Below are 21,901 nucleotides of genomic sequence, written 5' to 3'. Positions count from 1 at the left end.
GTGAATTCCGGCAGTCTTGTTATGCTGAAGCCGTGGCTGAGACTACAACCTATACAGCGGAAGAGTTCGGTTTTCATCCCGGAGATATCGTCCAGGAATGGATGTGGGACGACGATGTCGACGACGGAATCCGGACCAGGATCGAGGATCTGACCGGCGAGGAGCTGGTGGACGAGGACTATGACCAAGCCGTGGATGGGGTCATCATCTGGTGGCGGGACGGCGATGCCGAGGACGATCTGGCAGATACCATCATGGATGCCTCGGCCATGGTCAACAAGGGTGCACCGTTCTGGGTGCTGACCCCCAAGCCCGGAAGACCGGGTACATCGGCGCCTGGGGTCGTCTCCAACGCGGCCAAGACCGCTGGGATGAACGCCCTGATGCCCACCACCGTCAGCAAGGATTGGAATGCCACCCAGCTGCGGGCTTTCGGCAAGGGCAAGTAAGACTTTAGGCTCTACCGGCGTTTACGGCGGCTAGACATATCGCATAAGAGCCGATGAAGGGGGTGGTGGGCATCGGAATCACCCGATGCCCACCACCCCCCTGTCATTCATGGACAATCCCGGAGGAATTCGTCTGGCGGGCGACCTTTACCGCTCGCCCCTGTCAGCAATGGCAGGAGCCGCCGTCTTGGCTTTGTTCTGATATTCGGCCAGCAGGGTGCGCGAGCGGATGTCGCAGAGGTTGGCCACCAAGGCCATAATCAGGATGACCAGGCCCACCAGGAAGATCCAATGCAGGCCGTCGAAGACGATGGTGCGGGCCGGTCCCAGCAGGCGTGAAGGGATGCTCCCTGCTGTGGCCGGGTTGATCATGCTGTTCATCATGTCCTCGGTCAGTCCCTTATGCTGAGGCACCTCGCGTGCGATGACCGTGTTCATGACGATGCCGAAGATGGAGACCATCAGGGTCTGTCCAAGGGAACGGGCCAGCGTGTTGAAGCTGGTCGAGGCACCCACATCGCCGGCCGGTACCACGCTCTGGGCGGTGATGGTCGAGGTGGTGATGGTCAGGCCGAAGCCGAAGCCGACCACGGCAGAGATGACCAGGAAGACCCAGTAGGCGGTGGCCTGGGGGACGGCTATGTAGCAGATGCAGGCCGTCAGGATGAAGGCCAGGCCGATGTTGGTGGCCCGGTGCGGCGGGTGGTGCATGGTCAGTGGTCCGGCAAGATAGGCGCCAAGGAGCCAAAGAATGGAGGAGGGGGTGACCACAAAGCCGCCCAACGAGGGGTTCATCCCCAGCACAGACTGCATCCAGATGGGCATGTAGGTGTCGAAGCCCATGAGGAATCCGGCCACCAGCAGCATGCAGATGTTCTGGATGACGAAGGTCCTGATGCGGAAGAGTCTCAGGGGCAGGATGGGATCCTCCTGCCGGCCCTCCACATGAAGAAGCAGGGCAAAGGTGACCACGGTGGCCGCAGCCAGGATCAGGGTGAGCCGCGTATCGCCCGCCGATCCCAGGCTTTGCAGGCAGAGCATCAGGCAGATCAGGCAGATGCTGAGCAGCCCGATGCCGATGTAGTCAACGCGGGTTTTACGCGCCTGGATATGCTCGCTCAGGAAGAGCTGGATCATGATGATGACCAGCAGACCGATGGGCACGTTGATGGCGAAGACCCAGTGCCAGCTTATCTGCTGGACGATGAAACCTCCCAGCAGGGGGGCGATGATGGATGCGATGCCCCAGGCCGAGCCGTTCAGGCCGATCATGCCCGCCCGCTTGTCCAGAGGATAGATGTCGGCCAGAACCGTGTAGGTCAGCGGCTGGATGGCGCCTGCCCCCAGGCCCTGCAGAAAACGGGCGCCTATCAGCTGGGGCATGGACTGGGAGAGGGCGCACAGGGTGGATCCGATTACGAAGACCAGCAGGCCGATGGTCAGCAACGGCTTGCGGCCGAAGCGGTCTGAAAGCTTGCCGTAGATAGGCGTGGTGACCGCCGTCATGAGCAGATAGATGGAGTAGACCCAGTTCATGATGGACAGCCCATGCAGGTCCCCGATGATGGTGGGCATGGCGGTGGAGACGATGGTCCCCTCGATGGCGGTCATGAAGGTGGCAATGAAGACCGCCACCGTCACCAGGGTGCGATTGGTCTTCCTGCCACTGCCTGTATCGACTGTCTGTGACAATCCAAACTCCCCCTTATATGGTGTGTTTCTCTGCTTTTGCGGACGATGGCCGCGAATTCCTAGTGGATTATAGCCGCACCATGCGGCCTTGTCACCGTGTCTTCTGCTAAGGTAGTGTGCTGGTCCCGTGGCTCAGTTGGTTAGAGCGCCACCTTTACACGGTGGATGTCCCCGGTTCGAGTCCGGGCGGGACCACAGGGGTTTTAGGGGGCGTTCCCGAAGTCGCGTCTTAGCGCTCACGTAGAATCGATGCACGACGATCGTTGGCAAGAAAGGTCAGGAGGTCGATGCCTGATGTCAGCTAAGCCTGATGCCCGTGGAACCGAGGCGACCATTGCGCGCTCGGGCAAGCGCAAGTGGGGATATGACACCAAGCAGGTGGACGCCTTCCTGGAGCGGGCTCACTCTCTCTATGAGAGCCAGGACCCCGATCTGACCCAGGAGGAGATAGCCAACGCCTCCTTCGATCTGTGCAAGAACGGCTACATCATCACCCAGGTGGATGCTGCCCTCTCGCGCTTGGAGCGGGTGATTTCCGACAGGCAGACCAGCTTGGAGATAGCCCGGGTGGGCGTGGATGGCTGGACGACCAGAATGGTCAGTCTGCAATCGGAGCTGACCACTCATGCCGGCAGGCCCTCGGGCAGTGTCTTCAAGCGCGGGGATCCCGGCATGCCCTCATACGACTGCAAGCAGGTGGAGCGGCTGATCGAGCAGGTTCTCAACAAGACCTCTGACCAGCTCAACCTGCACGAGGGACGGAAGACGGGCTCGGGCAAGTCGAAGAACACCGACATCACGGCAGACCGCGTCTCCAACGTCATTTTCACCCAGCGGCGGGGGCCCAAGGGTTATGACGAGCGCCAAGTGGACTTCTTCCTGGCCAAGGCCGTCGAGCTCCTGGAGCAGCTGGAGTCCTTTGCCAGGGTCAGCGAGAGGGCCAAGAGGGCAAGCGCTAATGCAACGGCCCCGGCTGCTGTTCCTGCGCCGTCGCAGCTGTCGGTGCAGGAGTCTTCAACTTCGGGCGTTCAGCCGCTGATCGGACAGAGCCAGGCACCCGCCTGGAGCATCCCGAATGCCTCCGCTCATGCGAGCGACCAGGGCAGTCAGGACGATTTCGCTCAGCTGCACCAGGCAGAGCGGGCCATCTTCGAGGCTCCGACAGCCGGCACGCAGACGACACCCACGGCGCCGACGGCGCAACCTAACAGTTCTCTGGGTGCCCTGGCTTCGGCGGTCAACCAGCGGCTTGAACAGGGGGGCGCTGAGGCAGCCCAGGCATCATCGGCGGCGGCATCTCCCATCTCTTCTCCAGCCAAATCGATCTCCTCGGTCGGTGTCGGCCGTGGATCCGCTGCTGCCCCGGCCAATCCCGCTGTCTCAGGTCAACAGGAATCGGTCATGCCGGCTTCCGCGCCGCCTGCGTCCGCAGCGACGGCCTCTGCGCCGACCAGCTACACTCCTGCGGTTCCCACTGCAGAATCAACGGCGCCTGTGTCGTCTGCGAAACCCGTGCCTTTCAACTCGGCGGCCCCTTCTTCATCGTCTTCCCCGGCACCACAAACTCCCGAGCCAGCGGTATTCCAGTCGACCCCTTCGGCACCTGCAGCCTCGACCCCGCCTACTTCGGCAGGGGCTGCATTCGTCCCCTCCACAAGGCCGGGATCACCGGTGTCTGACTCAGCGACGGGTGCTGACGCTGACGGTTCGTCTACGCCGGGATCCACCTCGATCATCTCCTCACCCTTCGTTGACGGACATCTGGGCGCAGGCGGACCCTTGGGCAGCTATGAGGAACCGGCACCAGCAGCGTCTGGGACCCGTGAACGTCCATGGGCCCAAACAGCCGGAAGCAGCACGGATACGCCTGACTGGGCCAAGCCCCGGTATTCACAAAACACACAGGGGAGTAAGCAGGACAAGGACCCGGATTCCTACCTGGCCTCCCTGCTCAACCAGGATCTGCCCAAGATGGATTTGGACATCCCTGATATTTCTTTTCCAGCCTTCGATGACGAGGGGGAACAGGATAAAGGCGGTCGATGAGTCCTCTGGCAGTGATGAGTGAAGGCAGGCAGGGCGGTCTGTCGGTCGGACGCGAGCGCACCTTGGCGGATTGGTCGCCCAGGGATGATGCCGACCGGTCTCGCAGTCTGGTCATACTGGGATCCACAGGATCCATCGGCACTCAGGCCCTGGATCTGATCAGTCGTCACAGGGATCGCTTCCAGGTGACTGGATTGGCCGCTGGCGGCGCGCATGTCGAGCTCCTGGCCCGCCAGGCACGCGATTTTGGCGTGAAGCGTCTGGCTCTGGCCGACAAGGCTCAGGTTACTGCCCTGCAGCGGGCTCTCGAGGCCCTGGGATTGACCGGCATTCAGGTAGAGGCAGGCATGGAGGCGGTTCAGGCTATGGCCGGTTCCGGCAGTGACCTTGTTCTCAATGGCATCACCGGATCAGTTGGTCTGCGTCCATCCATTGCAGCTTTGCAGGCTGGATCCCAACTGGCTCTGGCCAACAAGGAGTCCGTGGTAGCCGGCGGCCATCTGCTCTTCGACGCCGAGATACGGCCGGGCCAGATCAATCCTGTCGACTCGGAACATTCGGCCATCTGGCAGTCCCTGCGTTCCGGGCAGCATGGAGAGGTGGCCCGTCTGGTGGTCACCGCCTCAGGAGGTCCCTTCCGGGGCTGGAGCCGCCAGGCCATGCGCGAGGTCACCCCTGAACAGGCCCTGAACCATCCGACCTGGTCCATGGGCCCGGTGGTCACCATCAACTCCTCCACCATGGTCAACAAGGGTCTGGAGGTCATCGAGGCAAGTCGACTCTTCCGGATCGAGCCCGAGCGGATCACCGTGGTGGTCCACCCTCAGTCCGTGGTCCACTCCATGGTCCAGTTCCAGGACGGGGCCACCATAAGCCAGGCCTCGCCTCCGGATATGCGTCTGCCCATCGCCCTGGGCCTGTCGGCGCCTGCCCGTCTTGGTAACGTGGCTGCGGCCTGTGACTGGTCCAAGGCCAGCACCTGGACTTTTGAGCCCTTGGATGACGAGGCTTTCCCGGCGGTCAATCTGGCCAGGCGGGCTCTGGGAGGCTGCGAGCCCATGACTGCGGTCTTCAACGCCGCCAACGAGCAGGCGGTCAGGGCCTTCCTGGATCACCGGCTGCCCTACCTGAACATCGTCGAAACCATCCGTTCGGTCATGGATGTCATGGAAACGCATCTTCCGGGAACATTCACATCCGTGGAGGTAATGGAGCAAGTCGAGCATGAGGCGCGCCAAAGGGCCGATGCTTTGATAGACATGACAGCGTGAGTAGCATTCCCAAGACCGAACAGTCAACATCCTCCCAAGGGTTCCGCAAGACAGGTGAGCAGGCCATCAGCCAGACTCCGCTGCATCCTCGCCGCCGCTCCCGTCGGATCATGGTGGGGCCTGTGCCGGTCGGCGGGGGCGCCCCAATTTCGGTGCAGTCCATGACCAACACGGTCACCGCTGACATCAATGCCACCTTGCAACAAATCGCTGAGCTGGCTGCCGCCGGCTGCGACATCGTACGGGTGGCCGTGCCCAGCCAGGACGATGCCGACGCGCTCCCCATCATTGCGAAGAAGTCGCCCATCCCGGTCATCGCCGACATCCACTTCCAGAGCAAGTACGTTTTTCAGGCCATCGACGCGGGTTGCGCAGCCGTCAGGGTCAATCCGGGCAACATCCGCAAGTTCGACCAGGTTGGCCCCGAGATCTGCAAGGCAGCCACGGATGCAGGCATCTCCCTGCGCATCGGGGTCAACGCCGGCAGCCTGGACAAGGACATCTACGCCCGCTACGGCGGCCCCACTCCCGAGGCCCTGGTCGCCTCGGCCTTGAAAGAGGCTCACATGTTCGAGGACGTGGGCTTCCACGACTTCAAGATCTCCGTCAAGCACCACGATCCCGTCACCACTGTCCAGACCTACAGGCTCCTGGCCTCCAAGGGCGACTGGCCCCTGCACCTGGGTGTGACCGAAGCCGGACCCTCCTGGCAGGGGACCATCAAGTCCTGCCTGGCCTTCGGCGCACTGCTGGCTGAAGGCATCGGCGACACCATCCGTGTCTCCCTGTCTGCGCCGCCTGTGGAAGAGGTCAAGGTGGGCTGCAAGATTCTGGAATATCTGGGGTTGCGCCAGCGCCACTTCGACATCATCTCCTGCCCCTCCTGCGGTAGGGCCCAGGTGGACGTGATCGAGCTGGCCAAGGAAGTCACCGAGGGGCTCAAGGACATCACCGCCCCCATCCGGGTTGCCGTCATGGGCTGCATCGTCAACGGACCAGGTGAGGCCAGGGAGGCCGACCTGGGTGTGGCTTCGGGCAACGGCAAGGGGCAGATCATCATCAAGGGCAAGGTGGTGCAGACCGTGCCAGAGGACCAGATTGTCCCCACCCTGCTGGAACGGGCCAAGGAAATCGCCGCACAGATGGATGCCAAGGCGGCGGTTCAGGGTGAAACCCTGCCGGAGGTAGGGCCCATGGTGGTTCCGGTCACCGGCCGTGCCAGCTGAGCGCATAAGCACCATCCTCGCCACCGGATACAATGGCCGTCGTGTCCCAAGAGGTTGAGCGTTCCCTCCCCACAAGTCGGTGGAGCAGAGTCAGGCGGCTGATGACCAGTCTGCCCATCTTCGTCATCCTCATGGGTCTGCTGGTATCCGTCTCACACTTGACCGCCGTCCCCTGGAAATACGAACCAGTGGATCAGAATTTCCCCACCCTGACTCCGGACACCGCGGTCACCTTCGATTGGCCTGCCGGCCTTGCCAGGGATGCCATGGGGCAGTATCAGGTCGAATCCCGCCACCAGGAACTGAGCGTGGAAAGGCCCGCCACGGGCGAGCACCAACGCATCAGAATTCTAATTCGCTCTCCCAAGGGGGCTTCAGGCCATCGCCCGGCTGTGGTTTTCATGCACGGCGCCGGTTACGGCACCTGCGACAACTCCTTCGGGGACGTGGCCCGATCCCTGGCCTCCGCAGGTTTCGTCACCGCCGTGCTGGACAAGCCGGTCTGGTCCACCACGGATGCCGACAGGGACTATCCAGCCTCCGCCAGGGCCTATGAGCGGGTTGCCAATCTGCTGCGAGACCGGGATGATGTGGATGCCTCCAAGGTGGGCATCTATGCCACCAGCGAGAGCACTTGGATCGCCGCCATGCTGCTGACCATGGACCACCGGATCGCCTTCCAGATCCTGCTGAGCCCCATGGTCTATTCCCCGCGGCACGCCATGGGCTTCTTCGTGGCTCAGGACTTCGCCATTGCCGGGGCCAACCAGGGCTACCAGTCGGTGGTCCGTCGGCTCTTCAGCACTGATGCCGCTCTTTTGGGCCTGAACAATCTGGACATCGAACCCACGGACCGCTACACCTACGCCATCCCCACCCTGCTGGCCTACGGGGCCAAGGACGTGATGACCGCACAGGTGGAGGGGGTGCAGAGTGTGCTGTCGAAGGCGCACGCCTCAGGCAACGAGAACGTCACGGTGCGTTCCTACCCGGTCTCCAATCATGTGCTGCGGCTGGGGGATGAGGCCCGGACCGGAACACCCCTGGCCGACCACTATCAACGGGACATGATCGACTGGGCGGTGGGTCAGGTCCATGGCCTGCATCAGACCAGCCCCAGCGTGGGAGGGGCCACCATCCACCAGTCCATCGCCGTGCCTACTGACCTGCGGGGGCGGCGCTCGCTGACCGTCTATATGCTGGTCCTGCACCTGCTGACCCTGGTTCTTTTGCTGGCGGCCCTGGTCATGGCAGTCGTGGCAGGTCTGATGAAATTGTCCCGTCTGCGCAGGCGCAAGGACCCGGTTCTGGGCTTCAGCCATGGCTTCGGCGGCACCTTGGTCACCATCACCGGCACCACCCTGGCCACCATGGTCCTTTTCGGAGCCGGCCTGGGCCAGGTCATCATGGCCGTGGTACGCCTGGGTTGGGGCGGCGTGCCCGACCAGGCCGGGGTCAGTTACTGGAGCTGGCCGGTCATCCAGGTGGTCTGCGCCCTGGTCATCTGGGCCTGGTCGCGCACCTTCGCCCGCATGGTCGAAGTGGCCTCCCTGAGGGGATTGGACCGATTTCCCGACCAGGTCCGCACAAGCAAGGCCGGCGGCCCCAGCCTGCGCCAGCAGATGCGCAACATGGATCCCAGGCCTGTTCTGGCCTCCACCCGCTTTGGCGTTGCCCTCTTCACCGTCACCACCCTGGCCATGTTCGGAGTCCTGTTGATCTTCGCCTTCTGGGGCCTGTTCATCTACCAATGAAAGGACGGGACCGCCGTGGCCATCTATCGTGACGAGGGCCTGGTCCTCAGAACGGTCAAATTGGGCGAGGCCGACCGGATTGTCACCATTCTGACCAAGGGGCACGGCAAGGTCAGGGCCGTGGCCAAGGGGGTGCGACGGACCAAGTCCCGCTTCGGTGCGCGGCTGGAGCCCTTCATGCGTGACGATCTGCTCATCTCCCGTGGACGCAACCTTGACATCGTATCCCAGGCCGTCTGCATAGCCCCCTATGCGGATGCCATATGCGCCGACTATGACCTCTACGCCAACGGGGGCGTCATGCTTGAGACCGCAGACAAGCTGGTGGTAGGCGAGCACGAGCCGGCCCCGGAGCAGTACCGTCTGCTGGTCTCCGCCCTGGTCAGCCTGGCTGGTCACCGGCATGGACCCCGTGACATCGGCGCCTCCTACCTGCTGCGTTCCCTGGCACTGGCTGGCTGGCGGCCCCGGCTGGACTCCTGCATCGTCTGCGGCCGGACCGATCAGCTGACCCACTTTTCGGTGCCCGGCGGTGGGGTGGTCTGCAGTCGGGATAGGCCTACCGATGCCGTGGCGGTGGATCCCGCCACCCTGGACCGCTTCAGGGCTCTGAGCAGCGGGGACTGGTCCAGGCTGGACGGCAAGGGCTCAACCCCCCTCTGCGATGGTCTTGTCGAGAAATGGGGCGAATATTACCTGGAGCGGACCATCAGGTCCCTGAGGCTATTAGATTCTTGAAGCATGAGCTTTGACCCCGTCGACTATACCTCCCTTGATGTGCCTGCAGCCCCCTTCTCCGATCCTGCGCGTATTCCGCAGTTCCCCAAGGGTTCAGTCCCACGGCACCTGGGTGTGATTATGGACGGCAACGGCCGCTGGGCCAAGCAGAGGGGCATGGAGCGCACCCAGGGTCATCGGGCTGCCGAGCCGGTGGTCTTCGACACCATAGCCGGGGCCATTGAGGCCGGGGTCCGATACCTGAGCCTGTACACCTTCTCCACGGAGAATTGGAAGCGCTCACCGGCCGAGGTGCATTTCTTGATGGGCTTCTCCCGGGACATCATCCACCGTCGAGTGGCCCAGATGGATGACTGGGGAGTGCGGGTGCGCTGGGCGGGCCGTCGGCCCCGTCTCTGGAAGTCTGTCATCGATGAGCTGGAGGAGGCCATGGAGCGCACCCGGCACAACAACAGGATCGATGTGATCTTCTGTATCAACTACGGGGGCAGGGCTGAGTTGGCCGATGCAGCCACTGACATCGCCAGGGAGGTGGCGGCCGGGCAGATCAAGGGCTCCAAGGTGACCGAAAAGATGATCGCCCAGCACCTCTACAACCCCGACATACCGGATTGCGACCTGGTCTTGCGCACCTCGGGGGAGCAGCGTACCTCCAACTTCCTGCCCTGGCAGGCGGCATATGCGGAGCTTGCCTTTGTTCCCGAGCTCTTCCCCGACTGCGGGCGCGAGGTGCTCTGGCGGGCCATCGACGATTACATCCACAGGGACAGGCGCTTCGGCGGCGCGGAGAATGACTGAGAAAACAGGACCTCCCATTATGTGAAGTTAGCCATAGTCGTCCAAATTTACATGTCTGAACACTCTCGAAATGCCCCTGAAAGGTAGTCTGTGTCTTATCGCAGCGGAGCAATCCATATCCGCTGTGGAAATCAAGGCAGCAAACGAAGCAAGGGAGTGACAGGCGTGGACGACAAGCAGCGCATCATGCAGATCATCGAAGATAAGTCACAGGAGTTCATCGAGGCCGCCGACCATATTTGGGGTACCCCCGAGACCAGGTTTGCCGTCAAGGAGTCGGTCCAGCAGCACTACAAGGTGTTGGAGCATGAGGGCTTTGACATCGAGAAGGGCGTGGGCCATATGGACTATGCCTACGTGGCGACCTGGGGGTCGGGCCGTCCGGTGATAGGTATCACCGGCGAATACGACGCCCTTGGAGGCCTCAGCCAGGTGGCTGATTTGGGCGAGCACAAGCCATTGGTCGAAGGTGGCAATGGACAAGGCTGCGGCCACAACATTCTGGGCATGGCTGCCGTAGCGGCAGGCGTGGGCATTAAGACTTTCATGGAGGAAAAGGGTCTCAAGGGGACCATCAAGGTATTCGGCTGCCCGGCTGAGGAATCGGGCTACGGCAAGGCCTTCATGGCCAGGGACGGGGTCTTCGACGGGCTGGACCTGGCCCTGTCCTGGCATCCCTCGGATGTGACCCAGGCTTGGGGTTCCTCCAGCCTGGCGGTCCTGCAGTCCTACTTCGACTTCACCGGCGTGCCGGCACACGCGGCTGCGGCTCCCGAGCTTGGGCGGAGCGCCCTGGATGCCGCGGAGTTGATGAACGTGGGCGTGCAGTTCCTGCGCGAACACATGATCGATGAGGCCCGCGTGCACTATGCCTTTATCGACGCAGGCGGCGAGTCGGCCAACGTGGTGCAGTCCCATGCCCGGCTCTACTACTTCGTGCGCGCCCCCAGGATGGATCAGGCCCAGGATCTGTTCAAGCGGGTGGAGAAGATCGCCCAGGGTGCGGCCCTGATGACCGAGACCCAGGTCAAGGAGGAGTTCGATGCGGCCTGCTACAACTTCATCCCCAACCATCCGCTGACCGAGGCCATAGACAGGAACCTGGACCTCGTCGGCCCCCTGCCGCTGGACCAGCAGGAGCTGGACTACGAACGCCGCTACACCGACACGGTCCCCGAGGCCGGCAAGCAGCGGGTGCTCAGCCGCACCAAGGCTGCCTTCCCTGATCTTCCGGATGGGGAAGTCAGGAAGATGGCCGAGTCCACCATGGCTCTGAAGAAGTATCCGCTGGCTTTCACCGATACGGCATCGGGGTCCACCGATGTCGGCGATGTCAGCTGGCAGACGCCCACCGCCCAGTTCAGCGGCGGCTTCGAGCCCCAGGGCACCTCGGCTCATTCTTGGCAGTGGGCGGCCAACGGCAAGTCCTCGGTGGCCCACAAGGGTCTGCTGGCTGCGGGCAAGACCCTGGCCCTGACTGCTTATGATGCCTTTACCGACCCGGACCTGGTCAAGGCCGCCAAGGAGGACTTCGACAAGACATTCGCCGGCCAGGAGTACAAGGTCGTCATCCCTGACGATGTGATGCCCCACTGACCTACTGTTCGGCTGCCGCCGGGCCCTGTGATCCCTGCGGATCACTTCGCCCGGCGGCGGTTGGCTTCGACTGAAGGATGACAGACCAATGGCAATCAAACAATCCTCAAAAACGGCGAGCGGAACGCTGATCTTCTCCCTGATGGCCGGTTACTCGATCGTGTACATGGACAAGAACATGATCTCGACCGCCATCATCCCCATCTCCGAGCAGTTCCACCTCGACTCGGGGCAGACAGGCATCATCATGTCGGCCTTCTTCCTGGGCTACTCGCTCATGCAGATTCCCAGCGGTTGGCTGGCCGATCGACTTGGGGCCAAGCGTGTGTTGATGGCCTCCATGATCATCATCGGTCTGTTCAGCTATCTGTTCGGCCTGGCCAATGGTCTGGTCTTCTTCATCATCGTCCGGTTCTTCGCCGGCATGGGCCACGGCGGCTACCCGCCCTCCTGTTCCAAGTCGATTGCGGAGAACTTCCCGCAGGAACGGCGCACCTTCGTACAGTCGCTGATCCTGTCGACCTCGGGCATTGGCGGCATTCTGGCCTTCGTCCTGGGAGCCAACCTGGTCGCCATCAACTGGCACCTGGCATACGCAGTGCTGGGCACCCTCTATCTGCTGGCATTTGTCTGCATCCTGATCTTCGTGCCCTCCAAGCCCCGCCAGCCCGAGGTTGACCAGAAGCCCGGAGTCAAGGGTGCAGGGTTCCTCGAGGTGCTGAAGAATAGGAACGTGCTGGTCCTTTTCGTGGCCATGCTTCTGCTCAACATCCTCCTGTACGGCAATATCTCCTGGATGCCTACCTTCATCAAAAAAACCTTCGGGCTTTCAATCGGTCAGGCCGGCATCCTATTGGCTGTCAACGCGGTATTCACGACCATAGCCACCATCTATGCCGGTCAGCTGCTCTCCAAGCTCTTCCTGGGCAGGGAGAAGGTGGCCATCCTGGGTGCCGGACTGATCAGTGCCGTCCTGGTCGTATGCTTCGTTTTCTCGCGCAACATTTGGCTCTCCCTCCTGCTGCTGATCCTGGTATCCTGCGTCTCGGTGGTGGCCTTCACCGGCATCTTCACCTGGCCCCACAAGATCATGGACCCGCACATCATCGGCTCCGCCATTGGCATCATCAATACCGGCGGCACCTTGGGCGGATTCCTGGCCCCCATGATCATCGGTTACCTGGTCAAGGCTGCCGGCGGTTCCTTTGTTGGATCCTTCCTCTTCATGGGTGCGGCGGCCATCGCCTCCGGACTGATGGCTCTGCTGGTCAAGGTTGGCAGGTAAAGCCAAAGCCCGATCGGCCTGAGCAATGGCTTCCGGTCCCGAAGATCAATGGTCTGGGGCCAAGCCTTGACTGCCGAGTTGCAAGACAAAAGGCCCGCCCCTGAGTGATTTCAGAGGACGGGCCTTTCCCATGCCAGCCATTGGAGTGGAATCAGTGATCCGGCTGCTCCCAGATGGTGCCCAGCCTGGCTATGGAGAGGGAGTTTATCAGGGCCTTGCCCTCGCCGGATTCGGCAATAAGGCGGATGCCGCGCGGCCCTTCGGAGGGAAAGGAGTAGGAGGACATGATCTCCAGTCCGTCGTTGACGACGACCTCGATCGAGCCCCGGTCTACGATGATGCGCAGCTTGAGCTTGCCCGAGGACTGGTCGACGGGAGCCGTACGGTAGCCTCGGTCCCCGTAGGTGTTGCAGTGGCGGTCAAGCACCACGCGGCCCAACTGGTCGTCATAGCAGACCAGCGTATGGTCACCGGATTGCGTCCTATGGATCTCCAGCCCGATGCGTTCGGCCTGGGACTTGTTCAGATCGATCTCCAGATTGATGTCGGCGGTCTGCGCATCCTCCACCAGATCCCGGCTGCCGTTGACCTCCAGTTCGATGGTACCGAAGTCCTGCCGGTCCTGGTCCAGGCTGGAGAACTCACGCACCGGTAGGCAGCGCAGGTGATCGCCGGCCAGGGTGACCTCGCGGGGCACCGTGAACTGGCCGCACCAGCCATCCTCCTGCATGGGGATGGGCTCGGTGAAGGGGCTCATCCATCCGAAGACCAGCCGACGGCCGTCAGGGGCCTGGAAGGTCTGAGGGGCATAGAAGTTATGGCCGTCATCCCAGAGGTGGAACTCTGTCTCCTGATGGAAGTCGCCGCCGGGCTGCCAGCTGCCGATCACGTAGCCGGCATTGTTGTGGTTGCGAGCTTCGAATCCGTGGGGCTTCAGGCCCATTGCCGAATAGCAGATCACCCACTTGTCCTCCAGGGGGAACATGTCGGGGCACTCCAGCATGAAGACCTCAGGGTCGGGGTGCCGGTAAATCGCCCGGTCAAAGTTCCAGTGCTCCATGTCATTGGAGGTATACATCCAGATCTCGCCCCGATTGGCAGGTGTGCTGACCCCGAAGACCATGTACCAGAGCCCGCCCATCTTCCACACCTTGGGATCGCGGAAGTGCAGGATCTTGTCGTCGGGGCAGGGGACTACGACCCCCTTCTTTTCGAAGTGGATGCCGTCTGAGGAGACAGCCATGCACTGCTCCTGAAGATTGCCGTCATCTTCGTTGACCCCGTTGCGCCAGCGGTGACCGGTGTAGTAGATGGTCAGGCGGCCGTCGTCGCCCACCACGGCCGATCCGGAGAAGACCCCGTCCTTCTCGACCTCCAGGGTGGGCGCCATGGCCAGGGGCTCGCGCCTCCAGGTGACCAGGTCGGCGCTGGACACATGCCCCCAGTGCATGTTTCCCCACTCGCTCCCATAGGGGTTGAGCTGGAAATAGGCATGATAGCGACCCTTGTAGTAGCTCAGGCCATTGGGGTCGTTGATCCATCCGGCTTTGGATGCTATGTGGCACTGGGGATACCAGCGGTCATTGCGGGTGGCGAAGAGCCGATCGATGCTCTTCTGGGCCTTGCCCAGCTGAGCGCTCATATCGGCATTCTCCTTGTTTGTTGGCTGGTTCATCCTTGAATCCTTTCCGGTTGGATGGGTGCTGATGATGGCTGATGTGGGGATCAGCCCTGGGTTACGGCGTTTTTTTGAGAGTCCCTGATGAAAGGATCGCCGTCAACCTGTTGGTCGTCGCGCTTGAGCACGAAGATGCCGTAGATCAGGGCGATCAGCACCACCAATGAGATGGTGTAGAAGGTGATCCGATCGCCGACCCGGTCGTGGAGGATGCCCAGCGGGGTGGACATGGCCACCTGGCCGACCTGGGAGGCGATCTGGAAGCCCACCATGTAAAGGGTGGCGGACAGCTTGGGGTTGAAGTGCAGGGTGAAGTAGCGGAAGGCCGGCAGGCTGAAGAGCGGGACCTCGATGGAGTGGAAGAGCTTGACGATGGAGACCATGACCGGGTCGTGGAAGAAACCGCACAGGCCAATCCTGGCGAACATGACCGTAGCCCCCAACAAGAGGGAGTTGCGCACGCCGATCTTGCGCATGATGACCGGAACCACGCCCATCATGGCCGATTCCAGAAACACTTGGAAGGAGTTGAGGATGCCATAGACCTCGTGGCCCTGTTCCGGGGTGGAGAAGAGACTGGCATAGTAGTTGGGGAACATCTGTTGGTCGAAGACGGTGTAGAAGGTGTTGGTGAAGACCACGAAGACGATCAGGAGCCACAGGGCGGGCATGCCCAGGACGTGGATCATGTCGCGCAGGGAGGGCTGGGACTTTTCGCCCTCGGGGGTGGACTCCCGCTTGATTTCCTCGCGCTGCTCATCGGGTATCCAGAAGGCGTAGACCAGGAGCATGCAAGCGCCGAAGGCGGATCCCAGCCAGAAGTTGATCATCGGGTTGACGTTGAAAGTAAACCCGGCAATCAGAGCCACAATGGCGTAGCCGAAGGAACCCCAGGCGCGGGACTGACCGTATTCGAATCCGAATTTACGGCTGTACCGCTCGGTGATGGCCTCGATCAGAGAGCAACCCGACATGAAACCTGCGGATAGAACGACTGAACCGAGTACCGCGCCCAGGATCAGGTTGGAATGCATGAGGGGGGCGTAGACGAACTGCACGAAAGGTCCGACCAACGCCGCAATGGCCGCGATGAAGATGGCGAGCCTACGCTTTACCCCCAGCTCGTCCTGGATGACCCCGTAGACAAACATTATTATCAGTGTGCCCAAGGAGTTGATGGAGTAGATGTTGCCGACCTGGGCGTTGGTCATACCGAGGCCGTTGGTCAGCCAGGGCGAGTAGAAGGACCACCAGATGCCCCAGGCGCAGAAGAAGAAGAATATTCCGGTGGAGGATTCCAAATATGATGGATTCCTCCATGCTGATGATTTGGTGGCCATGTTGCCCCTCTCTCCTTGTCATGCACCGCTTCTCCGCAGTGCCTTAAGGTCCGATGCACTTACTGTGTGCAGAGCGAATCCTGGTAGGTATAGTAAACCGTCAATCGATTTACGTCAAACGATTGACAATTGCTGTGTGAACCTGTGCACGATAAGCAACCAGCTGGGGATGCTGACCGATTGTCGATTGGCGCGAATCCCGCCAGTATGCGACCTTGGTTCACCATCTTGCGACGGTGAGAGGGGTGAGGGAAGTGTGATTCTGGCTTAGCGGTTGGCCGGGTTCGGGTCCGAGGCTGCATCGAGGCGGGTGGAACCCTTGTGGATCAGAGCGCAGTGGATGCGCACCCCGCCAGCTTGATTGAGCGGCGGCAGGACGGCACGGGTTTTGGGCAGTGGCAGAGCAATGCGACGGGGGTTGATTTGCGCCAGCAGTCGCCGCACTGCCCAGAAGCCCATCTCGTAGTGGGGCAGTTCGACAGTTGTCAAGGGGGGTGCCGTGGTTTCGGCTACGACCTGGTGGTTGTCCACGCCTACCAGGTTCAGATCCTTGCCGATGATTAGATGGCGGGCGGCGGCGGCCTGATAGAGGTAGAAAGAACGCGAATCATTGAAGCAGAAGACGCCATCGGGGTGCTGGTCGTCCATCAGATCATCTACCTGGTCCATGGCCTCCTGGTTGAAGCCCACCAGTCGGATCAAGGCCTGACTTGCAGGTAACCCGGCTTCCTTGAGGGCGGCCTGATACCCTCGCATTCTGTCTTCCTGCGCGGGCAGATCCTGTGTGGTGCCCAGATAGGCCACTCGGCGGCAGCCTGATTCGATCAGATGGCGGGTGGCATCGTAGCCGATCAGAAACTCGTCGGGGGCGATGCTGGGGCAACGGTCTGCCCGCTCTACGGCGTTGACCACCACGGCAGGGCAGGAGCGCAGATCCTGGGGCAGGTCGACATTCTGGTTGTACATCTTGGCGAAGAGGAAGCCGTCCACACCATAGCGCTTCAAAGCCTGGATCTGTTCGGATTCCCGGACGCTTCCGTCTGTGGAGACGGTGAGAAGCACATATCCGCGCTCGGCTGCCGCATCCTGCGCGCCCTGAATGATGGCGCCTGCATATGGTGTGGTGGCTACCTCTTCGCTGATGAAGCCCAGCATGCCGGTCTTGCTGGTACGCAGTGACCTAGCCATGGGATTGGGCCGGTAGCCCAGGGTCTTGGCTGTGCTGCGCACCTTTCGGGCGGTTTCCGACTTGACCCTGCCCTTGTCACGGCCGTTGAGCACCAGTGAGACCGTGGAGACGGATACGCCTGTGCGTTCGGCAATCTGCTTCATCGTGATCATGGGCACACCTTAGCTTACTCAGGCGATTTCAGCCCGGCTGATCTTCAGTGAGAGTGGGCTTTCAGCGGTTCTCCCCGCCCAGGATCCGGTTGACCCGCTCCACCTTCTCGTGGATCTGATCCCGCTTGCCGGGACGGATGTCCAGCCTGAGGCTGACGCCGGTCCGATACCCCTGCTCGGCCAGGACCCGTGTAGCCTCTTCCACGACCTCCATGACCCGATGCAGATCCCCCTCGACAACGGTGCTCATGGCATTGGTCTGGTTGGGCAGCCCTGATTCCCTGATGACCTTGATGACCTGGGCCACATAGGTGGACAGTTCCTCACCCTGACCGGAGGGTGCAATCGTGACCTCGGCTACGGTGTTCAGATAGGATGGGTCATTCATATCAGGCATATCGGGAACCTTTCCTCATCGACTGGTGTTCGTAGGCAGGATGTCCGGTGTACCCTGCGGTCACCTGCGCGGCCTCCCGCTCCTGCCTCGATGGTAGGCCTCTGCGCTGACAGCAGGTCACCCGCCGAAGGTATGCTGGAGGCCGGTCATCAGGTCGTATGCCCCAGCAGGGGCTCCCGAGCAGAAGGTGTGATCAGTGGCAGTATCGAAACTGGATGAGGTCATCTCCCTGGCCAAGCGCCGAGGGTTCGTTTTTCCCGCAGGGGAGATCTACGGCGGGACGCGCTCGGCCTGGGATTATGGTCCCCTGGGCGTGGCCCTCAAAGACAACATCAAGCGTGAGTGGTGGCGGACCATGGTGGTCACCCGCGACGACGTGGTCGGCGTGGACACCTCGGTCATCCTGCCCACGGCGGTCTGGGAGGCCTCAGGCCATGTCTCCGTATTCAACGACCCCCTGATCGAGTGCCTGAACTGCCACAAGCGGCACCGGGCCGACACCCTGGAGGAGGCCTACGTCGAGAAGCACGGCCATGATCCGGAAAACGGCCTCAAAGACGTCCCCTGCCCGGACTGCGGCACCAAGGGTCAGTGGACCGAGCCGCGCGACTTCAATATGATGCTGCAGACCCACCTGGGACCCGTCCAGGACGAGAAGAGCCTGCACTACCTGCGTCCCGAGACCGCCCAGGGCATCTTCGTGGACTTCAAGTCGGTCATGGCCTCCTCCCGCTCCAAGCCCCCCTTCGGCATCGCCAACATGGGCAAGAGCTTCCGCAACGAGATAACGCCGGGCAATTTCATCTTCCGTACCCGCGAGTTCGAGCAGATGGAGATGGAGTTCTTCGTCCACCCCGGCACCGATGAGGAATGGCACCAGTATTGGATCGACGCCAGGACCCGTTGGTACGTGGACCTGGGCGTCAAGCCCGAGAACCTGCGCCACTACGAGCACCCCAAGGAGAAGCTGGCCCACTATTCCAAGCGGACCGTGGACATCGAGTACCGGTTCGGCTTCCAGGGTTCCGAGTGGGGCGAGCTGGAGGGCGTGGCCAACCGCACCGATTACGACCTCAAGGCCCATGCCGAACACTCGGGTGAGGATCTGAGCTACTTCGACCAGGCCAGCGGGGAACGCTACATCCCCTACGTGATCGAGCCTGCCGCCGGTCTGACGCGCTCGCTGATGGCCTTCCTGGTGGATGCCTATGACGTGGACGAGGCCCCCAACACCAAGGGCGGGGTCGACCGGCGCACCGTGCTGCGTCTGGACCCAAGGCTGGCTCCGGTCAAGGCCGCCGTCCTGCCCCTGTCCAAGAAGCCCGATCTGCAGCGGGTCGCCCACGACCTGGCCGCGGACCTTCGCCAGAACGAGTGGATGGTGGACTACGACGAGTCCGGGGCCATCGGCCGCCGCTACCGTCGTCAGGACGAAATCGGTACGCCCCTGTGCATCACCGTGGACTTTGATACCTTGGACGACAAGGCGGTTACCATCCGCAACCGCGACTCCATGCAGCAGGACCGGGTGGCCCTGGATCAGGTGGAGGACTATGTGCGCCGGGTCGTCGGCGAGCAGCGGGTGCGTTACCCCATGGGCCCGTCCGACCTGACCGGCGCGCGCGCCGCCGACGGTTACACGGATCTGGCCAGCGAGCCGGGCACGGACGAGAGCGAACCCATCAAGGTGGCCGAGGCCGGTGGCCGGTACTGAGACTGATCGCCTGACCCCGAAGGTTGCTCCGGTGCAGTTGGGCCCGATAACCGTGCCCGTACCGGTCATGCTTTCGCCCATGGCTGGCGTGACCAACTGGCCTTTCCGCCTGCTCTGCCGTGAGTATGGACCAGACGGACTGTATGTTGGGGAGATGGTGACGGCCCGAGCCCTGGTGGCGCGCAACCCCAAGGCCTTCCGGCTCTGCCGCTTCGCACCCAAGGAGAAGGTGCGTTCCCTGCAGCTGTACGGTGTGGACCCTCAGATCATGGAGCAGGCCACCCGGATGGTGGTTGATGCGGGCTGGGTCGATCATATCGACATGAACTTCGGCTGCCCGGTTCCCAAGGTCACCAGACATGGCGGCGGGTCCGCCCTGCCCTGGAAGACCGACCTCTTCTCCGAACTGGTCCATCGGGTGGTCGCCGTCTGTTCGCCTGCCGGAATCCCCGTCACCGCAAAGATCCGTGTGGGCATCGACCATCAGCACGAGACCTTCCTGGAGGCGGCCCACATCGCCCAGGAGGAGGGGTGTGCCGCCATCATCCTGCATGCCAGGACCACGGCTGAGTACTACGGCGGCCATGCCGACTGGGACCGTATCGCCGAGCTGGTTCAGGCCGTGGACATCCCCGTCTTCGGCAATGGCGACATCTGGACCGCCGAGGATGCCTTGGACATGTTCGCCCAGACCGGCTGCGCAGGCGTGGCCATAGGTCGGGGCTGCCAGGGCCGTCCCTGGCTCTTTGCCGACATTGCCGCGGCCCTGGCCGGCTCGCCGGAACGGCAGGAGCCCACTCTGGGCCAGGTGGGTGCAATCATGGCCCGCCATGCCCGGCTCCTGGTCGAGTTCTACGACGGCGACGAGCGCATGGCCGTTCACGATATGCGCAAGCATGTGGCCTGGTATCTCAAGGGCTTCGCCGTGGGCGGCCAGGTGCGACGCGATTTCATGGCCTGCGAGAGCCTGGAGGAGCTGGACCGCTGCATCGCCGACCTTGACCAGGACATGCCATATCCGCGGGCCGTGGCCGGCAAGCCCCGGGGTCGGGTACGGTATGCCAAGAAGGTCCGCCTGCCCTATGGCTGGCTGGATTCGCGGACCACCACACATCAGGAGCGCGAGACGCTCTTCGGTAACGACCCCATGGACGCCTCCTACTGAAGCCGGAAATGATCCCGTCACCAACCATGCGCATCCGGGTCTAGAATCAGGGTTTAGAATACGGACAGAACGGCGTGGAGGTTCTTGGAGGCCAGGGCGGTTGGCTCTGACCTCCCGGACCCTGGGCCCACGGCCGTCAGGGAGGGTCGGAACGCCTGTGGGCAAATGCGTGTTGGCGTATATGACCTGCGCTAGAGTTAAGCGTAACGTGAGTGACGGGAGCATACTGTGAGCGAGATTGCCCAGAATGACAATTTCAATGACAAGACCAACATCAAGGTTGTTGGTGTTGGTGGAGCCGGTGGCAATGCTGTCAATCGCATGATCGCCGAGGGTCTGCAGAATGTCGAATTTGTGGCCATCAATACCGATGCCAAGGATCTCCTGCGCTCAGAAGCCGATGTGAAGATCTCCCTTTCTGATGCCAACAGCCGCGGCCTGGGAGCCGGAGCCGATCCGGAGAAGGGTGCCAAGGCCGCCCAGGACCATCAGTCCGACATTGAAGAGGTCCTCAAGGGCGCCGATATGGTCTTCGTCACTGCAGGGGAGGGTGGCGGCACAGGCACCGGTGCCAGCCCGCTGGTGGCGCGCGCGGCCCGTCAGCAAGGCGCACTCACCATCGCCGTGGTCACCCGGCCGTTCACTTTTGAGGGGCCCAGGCGATCCGCCTCCGCCGAATCGGGCATCGAGAACCTGCGCAAGGAGGTCGATGCCCTTATCGTTATTCCAAATGACCGGCTTCTGGATCTCTCTGATCGCACGGTCTCGGTCATGGATGCCTTCAAGACCGCCGACACGGCCCTGTTGGCCGGCGTTCAGGGCATCACCGATCTGATTACCATGAACTCCTACATTCATGTGGACTTCTCCGATGTCACCGCCATCCTGAAGGATGCCGGGACCGCCCTCTTCGGCATCGGCGCAGCCAGGGGCGAGGATCGAGCCACCCAGGCCGCCGAAATCGCCATCTCCTCTCCGCTCCTGGAGGAGAGCATCGAGGGTGCCCATGGAGCCCTGATCAACGTGGCCGGCCCCACAGACCTGAGCATGCAGGAGGCCTCCGCCGCCGCCCAGCTGGTTCAGGATGCCATCCATCCCGAGGCGCAGATCATCTGGGGACTGGCCTTGGACGACGCTTACGGGGACGAAGTGCGGGTTACGGTCATCGCAGCAGGATTCGATCCCACCCCAAAGAAGGACGAGACTCCAGCCCCTGCAGCGGACTCGACTACCGCTCCGACGGTGGCCACTCCGATCCAGGAGCCCCAGCAGCCGCTGACGACCCCGTCCGCCCAGGCGGAGTCGGAGTCCGATGAGACCTCCGAACATGATGTAGTGCCCCCCGCCTCCGGCGACGACGGCACCTCCGACCCGGGATATCTGGATATCCCTGACTTTCTGCGGTAATCAG

At 62.2% G+C, this 21,901-nt stretch carries 17 protein-coding genes and 1 tRNA gene; 13 read left to right on the top strand and 5 right to left on the bottom strand.

The window, feature by feature from the left end; translation table 11 throughout:
- Window positions 1–32 precede the first annotated feature (32 nt).
- Complete coding sequence (locus H3T89_RS07285; RefSeq protein WP_033510967.1) at window positions 33–449, top strand: DUF3052 domain-containing protein; 417 nt, start codon at window positions 33–35, stop codon at window positions 447–449.
- 147 nt (window positions 450–596) lie between these two features.
- On the opposite strand, the gene H3T89_RS07280 is transcribed toward H3T89_RS07285, so the two are convergent.
- Window positions 597–2,141: an MDR family MFS transporter gene (locus H3T89_RS07280; protein WP_198216647.1), complete on the bottom strand. Its 1,545-nt coding sequence runs from the start codon at window positions 2,139–2,141 to the stop codon at window positions 597–599.
- A gap of 121 nt (window positions 2,142–2,262) precedes the next feature.
- On the opposite strand from H3T89_RS07280, the gene H3T89_RS07275 reads away from it, so the two are divergent.
- The 9 genes from H3T89_RS07275 to H3T89_RS07235 all read left to right on the top strand — a co-directional run bounded on the left by H3T89_RS07275 (window position 2,263) and on the right by H3T89_RS07235 (window position 12,855).
- Window positions 2,263–2,336 (top strand) — tRNA-Val (locus H3T89_RS07275).
- A gap of 99 nt (window positions 2,337–2,435) precedes the next feature.
- Window positions 2,436–4,187: a DivIVA domain-containing protein gene (locus H3T89_RS07270; RefSeq protein ID WP_198216646.1), complete on the top strand. Its 1,752-nt coding sequence runs from the start codon at window positions 2,436–2,438 to the stop codon at window positions 4,185–4,187.
- Window positions 4,184–5,458, top strand: coding sequence for a 1-deoxy-D-xylulose-5-phosphate reductoisomerase (dxr, locus tag H3T89_RS07265; RefSeq protein ID WP_232348516.1), 1,275 nt, complete (start codon window positions 4,184–4,186; stop codon window positions 5,456–5,458). The genes H3T89_RS07270 and dxr overlap by 4 nt, the downstream gene beginning before the upstream one ends.
- Window positions 5,455–6,684: a flavodoxin-dependent (E)-4-hydroxy-3-methylbut-2-enyl-diphosphate synthase gene (gene ispG / locus H3T89_RS07260; RefSeq protein ID WP_015021523.1), complete on the top strand. Its 1,230-nt coding sequence runs from the start codon at window positions 5,455–5,457 to the stop codon at window positions 6,682–6,684. Before dxr ends, ispG begins: the two co-directional genes overlap by 4 nt.
- Window positions 6,685–6,785: 101 nt before the next feature.
- Complete coding sequence (locus H3T89_RS07255) at window positions 6,786–8,438, top strand: alpha/beta hydrolase family protein (RefSeq protein WP_198216645.1); 1,653 nt, start codon at window positions 6,786–6,788, stop codon at window positions 8,436–8,438.
- Between the two features lie 15 nt (window positions 8,439–8,453).
- A complete protein-coding gene (gene recO / locus H3T89_RS07250) occupies window positions 8,454–9,176 on the top strand; it encodes a DNA repair protein RecO (RefSeq protein WP_198216644.1) in 723 nt (240 codons plus the stop codon).
- A gap of 3 nt (window positions 9,177–9,179) precedes the next feature.
- Window positions 9,180–9,974 (top strand): isoprenyl transferase, encoded by a 795-nt coding sequence (locus H3T89_RS07245; RefSeq protein WP_198216643.1) that lies wholly within the window; start codon window positions 9,180–9,182, stop codon window positions 9,972–9,974.
- A 165-nt stretch (window positions 9,975–10,139) separates the two neighbouring features.
- Window positions 10,140–11,570 carry an amidohydrolase gene (locus H3T89_RS07240; protein ID WP_198216642.1) on the top strand — a complete coding sequence of 477 codons (1,431 nt, stop codon included), beginning with the start codon at window positions 10,140–10,142 and terminating at the stop codon, window positions 11,568–11,570.
- 88 nt (window positions 11,571–11,658) lie between these two features.
- Entirely contained in the window at window positions 11,659–12,855 is a 1,197-nt protein-coding gene (locus tag H3T89_RS07235; RefSeq protein WP_198203762.1) for an MFS transporter, read from the top strand.
- 151 nt (window positions 12,856–13,006) lie between these two features.
- Here H3T89_RS07235 and H3T89_RS07230 read toward each other — a convergent pair whose 3' ends face one another.
- The 4 genes from H3T89_RS07230 to H3T89_RS07215 all read right to left on the bottom strand — a co-directional run bounded on the left by H3T89_RS07230 (window position 13,007) and on the right by H3T89_RS07215 (window position 17,611).
- The gene (locus tag H3T89_RS07230; RefSeq protein ID WP_198216641.1) at window positions 13,007–14,530 is read right to left on the bottom strand and encodes a glycoside hydrolase family 32 protein; all 1,524 of its coding nucleotides are present in this window, start codon (window positions 14,528–14,530) and stop codon (window positions 13,007–13,009) included.
- A 50-nt stretch (window positions 14,531–14,580) separates the two neighbouring features.
- On the bottom strand, window positions 14,581–15,873 hold the full coding sequence (locus H3T89_RS07225; RefSeq protein ID WP_198216640.1) for an MFS transporter: 1,293 nt from the start codon (window positions 15,871–15,873) through the stop codon (window positions 14,581–14,583).
- A gap of 267 nt (window positions 15,874–16,140) precedes the next feature.
- On the bottom strand, window positions 16,141–17,214 hold the full coding sequence (locus H3T89_RS07220) for a LacI family DNA-binding transcriptional regulator (RefSeq protein WP_198216639.1): 1,074 nt from the start codon (window positions 17,212–17,214) through the stop codon (window positions 16,141–16,143).
- A 61-nt stretch (window positions 17,215–17,275) separates the two neighbouring features.
- The gene (locus H3T89_RS07215; RefSeq protein ID WP_198216638.1) at window positions 17,276–17,611 is read right to left on the bottom strand and encodes an MTH1187 family thiamine-binding protein; all 336 of its coding nucleotides are present in this window, start codon (window positions 17,609–17,611) and stop codon (window positions 17,276–17,278) included.
- 196 nt (window positions 17,612–17,807) lie between these two features.
- On the opposite strand from H3T89_RS07215, the gene H3T89_RS07210 reads away from it, so the two are divergent.
- The 3 genes from H3T89_RS07210 (at window position 17,808) to ftsZ (ending at window position 21,897) form a co-directional block, all read left to right on the top strand.
- Window positions 17,808–19,325 (top strand): glycine--tRNA ligase, encoded by a 1,518-nt coding sequence (locus tag H3T89_RS07210; protein ID WP_198216637.1) that lies wholly within the window; start codon window positions 17,808–17,810, stop codon window positions 19,323–19,325.
- 10 nt (window positions 19,326–19,335) lie between these two features.
- Complete coding sequence (dusB, locus tag H3T89_RS07205; RefSeq protein ID WP_269749216.1) at window positions 19,336–20,490, top strand: tRNA dihydrouridine synthase DusB; 1,155 nt, start codon at window positions 19,336–19,338, stop codon at window positions 20,488–20,490.
- 228 nt (window positions 20,491–20,718) lie between these two features.
- Complete coding sequence (ftsZ, locus tag H3T89_RS07200; protein ID WP_015021534.1) at window positions 20,719–21,897, top strand: cell division protein FtsZ; 1,179 nt, start codon at window positions 20,719–20,721, stop codon at window positions 21,895–21,897.
- Window positions 21,898–21,901: the final 4 nt, after the last annotated feature.

The organism is Bifidobacterium sp. W8114 (genome assembly GCF_016101165.1).
GTDB classification, from domain to species: domain Bacteria; phylum Actinomycetota; class Actinomycetes; order Actinomycetales; family Bifidobacteriaceae; genus Bombiscardovia; species Bombiscardovia asteroides.
The sequence above is the reverse complement of the archived record's forward strand: the minus strand, read 5'-3'. Positions and strand labels throughout refer to the sequence as shown.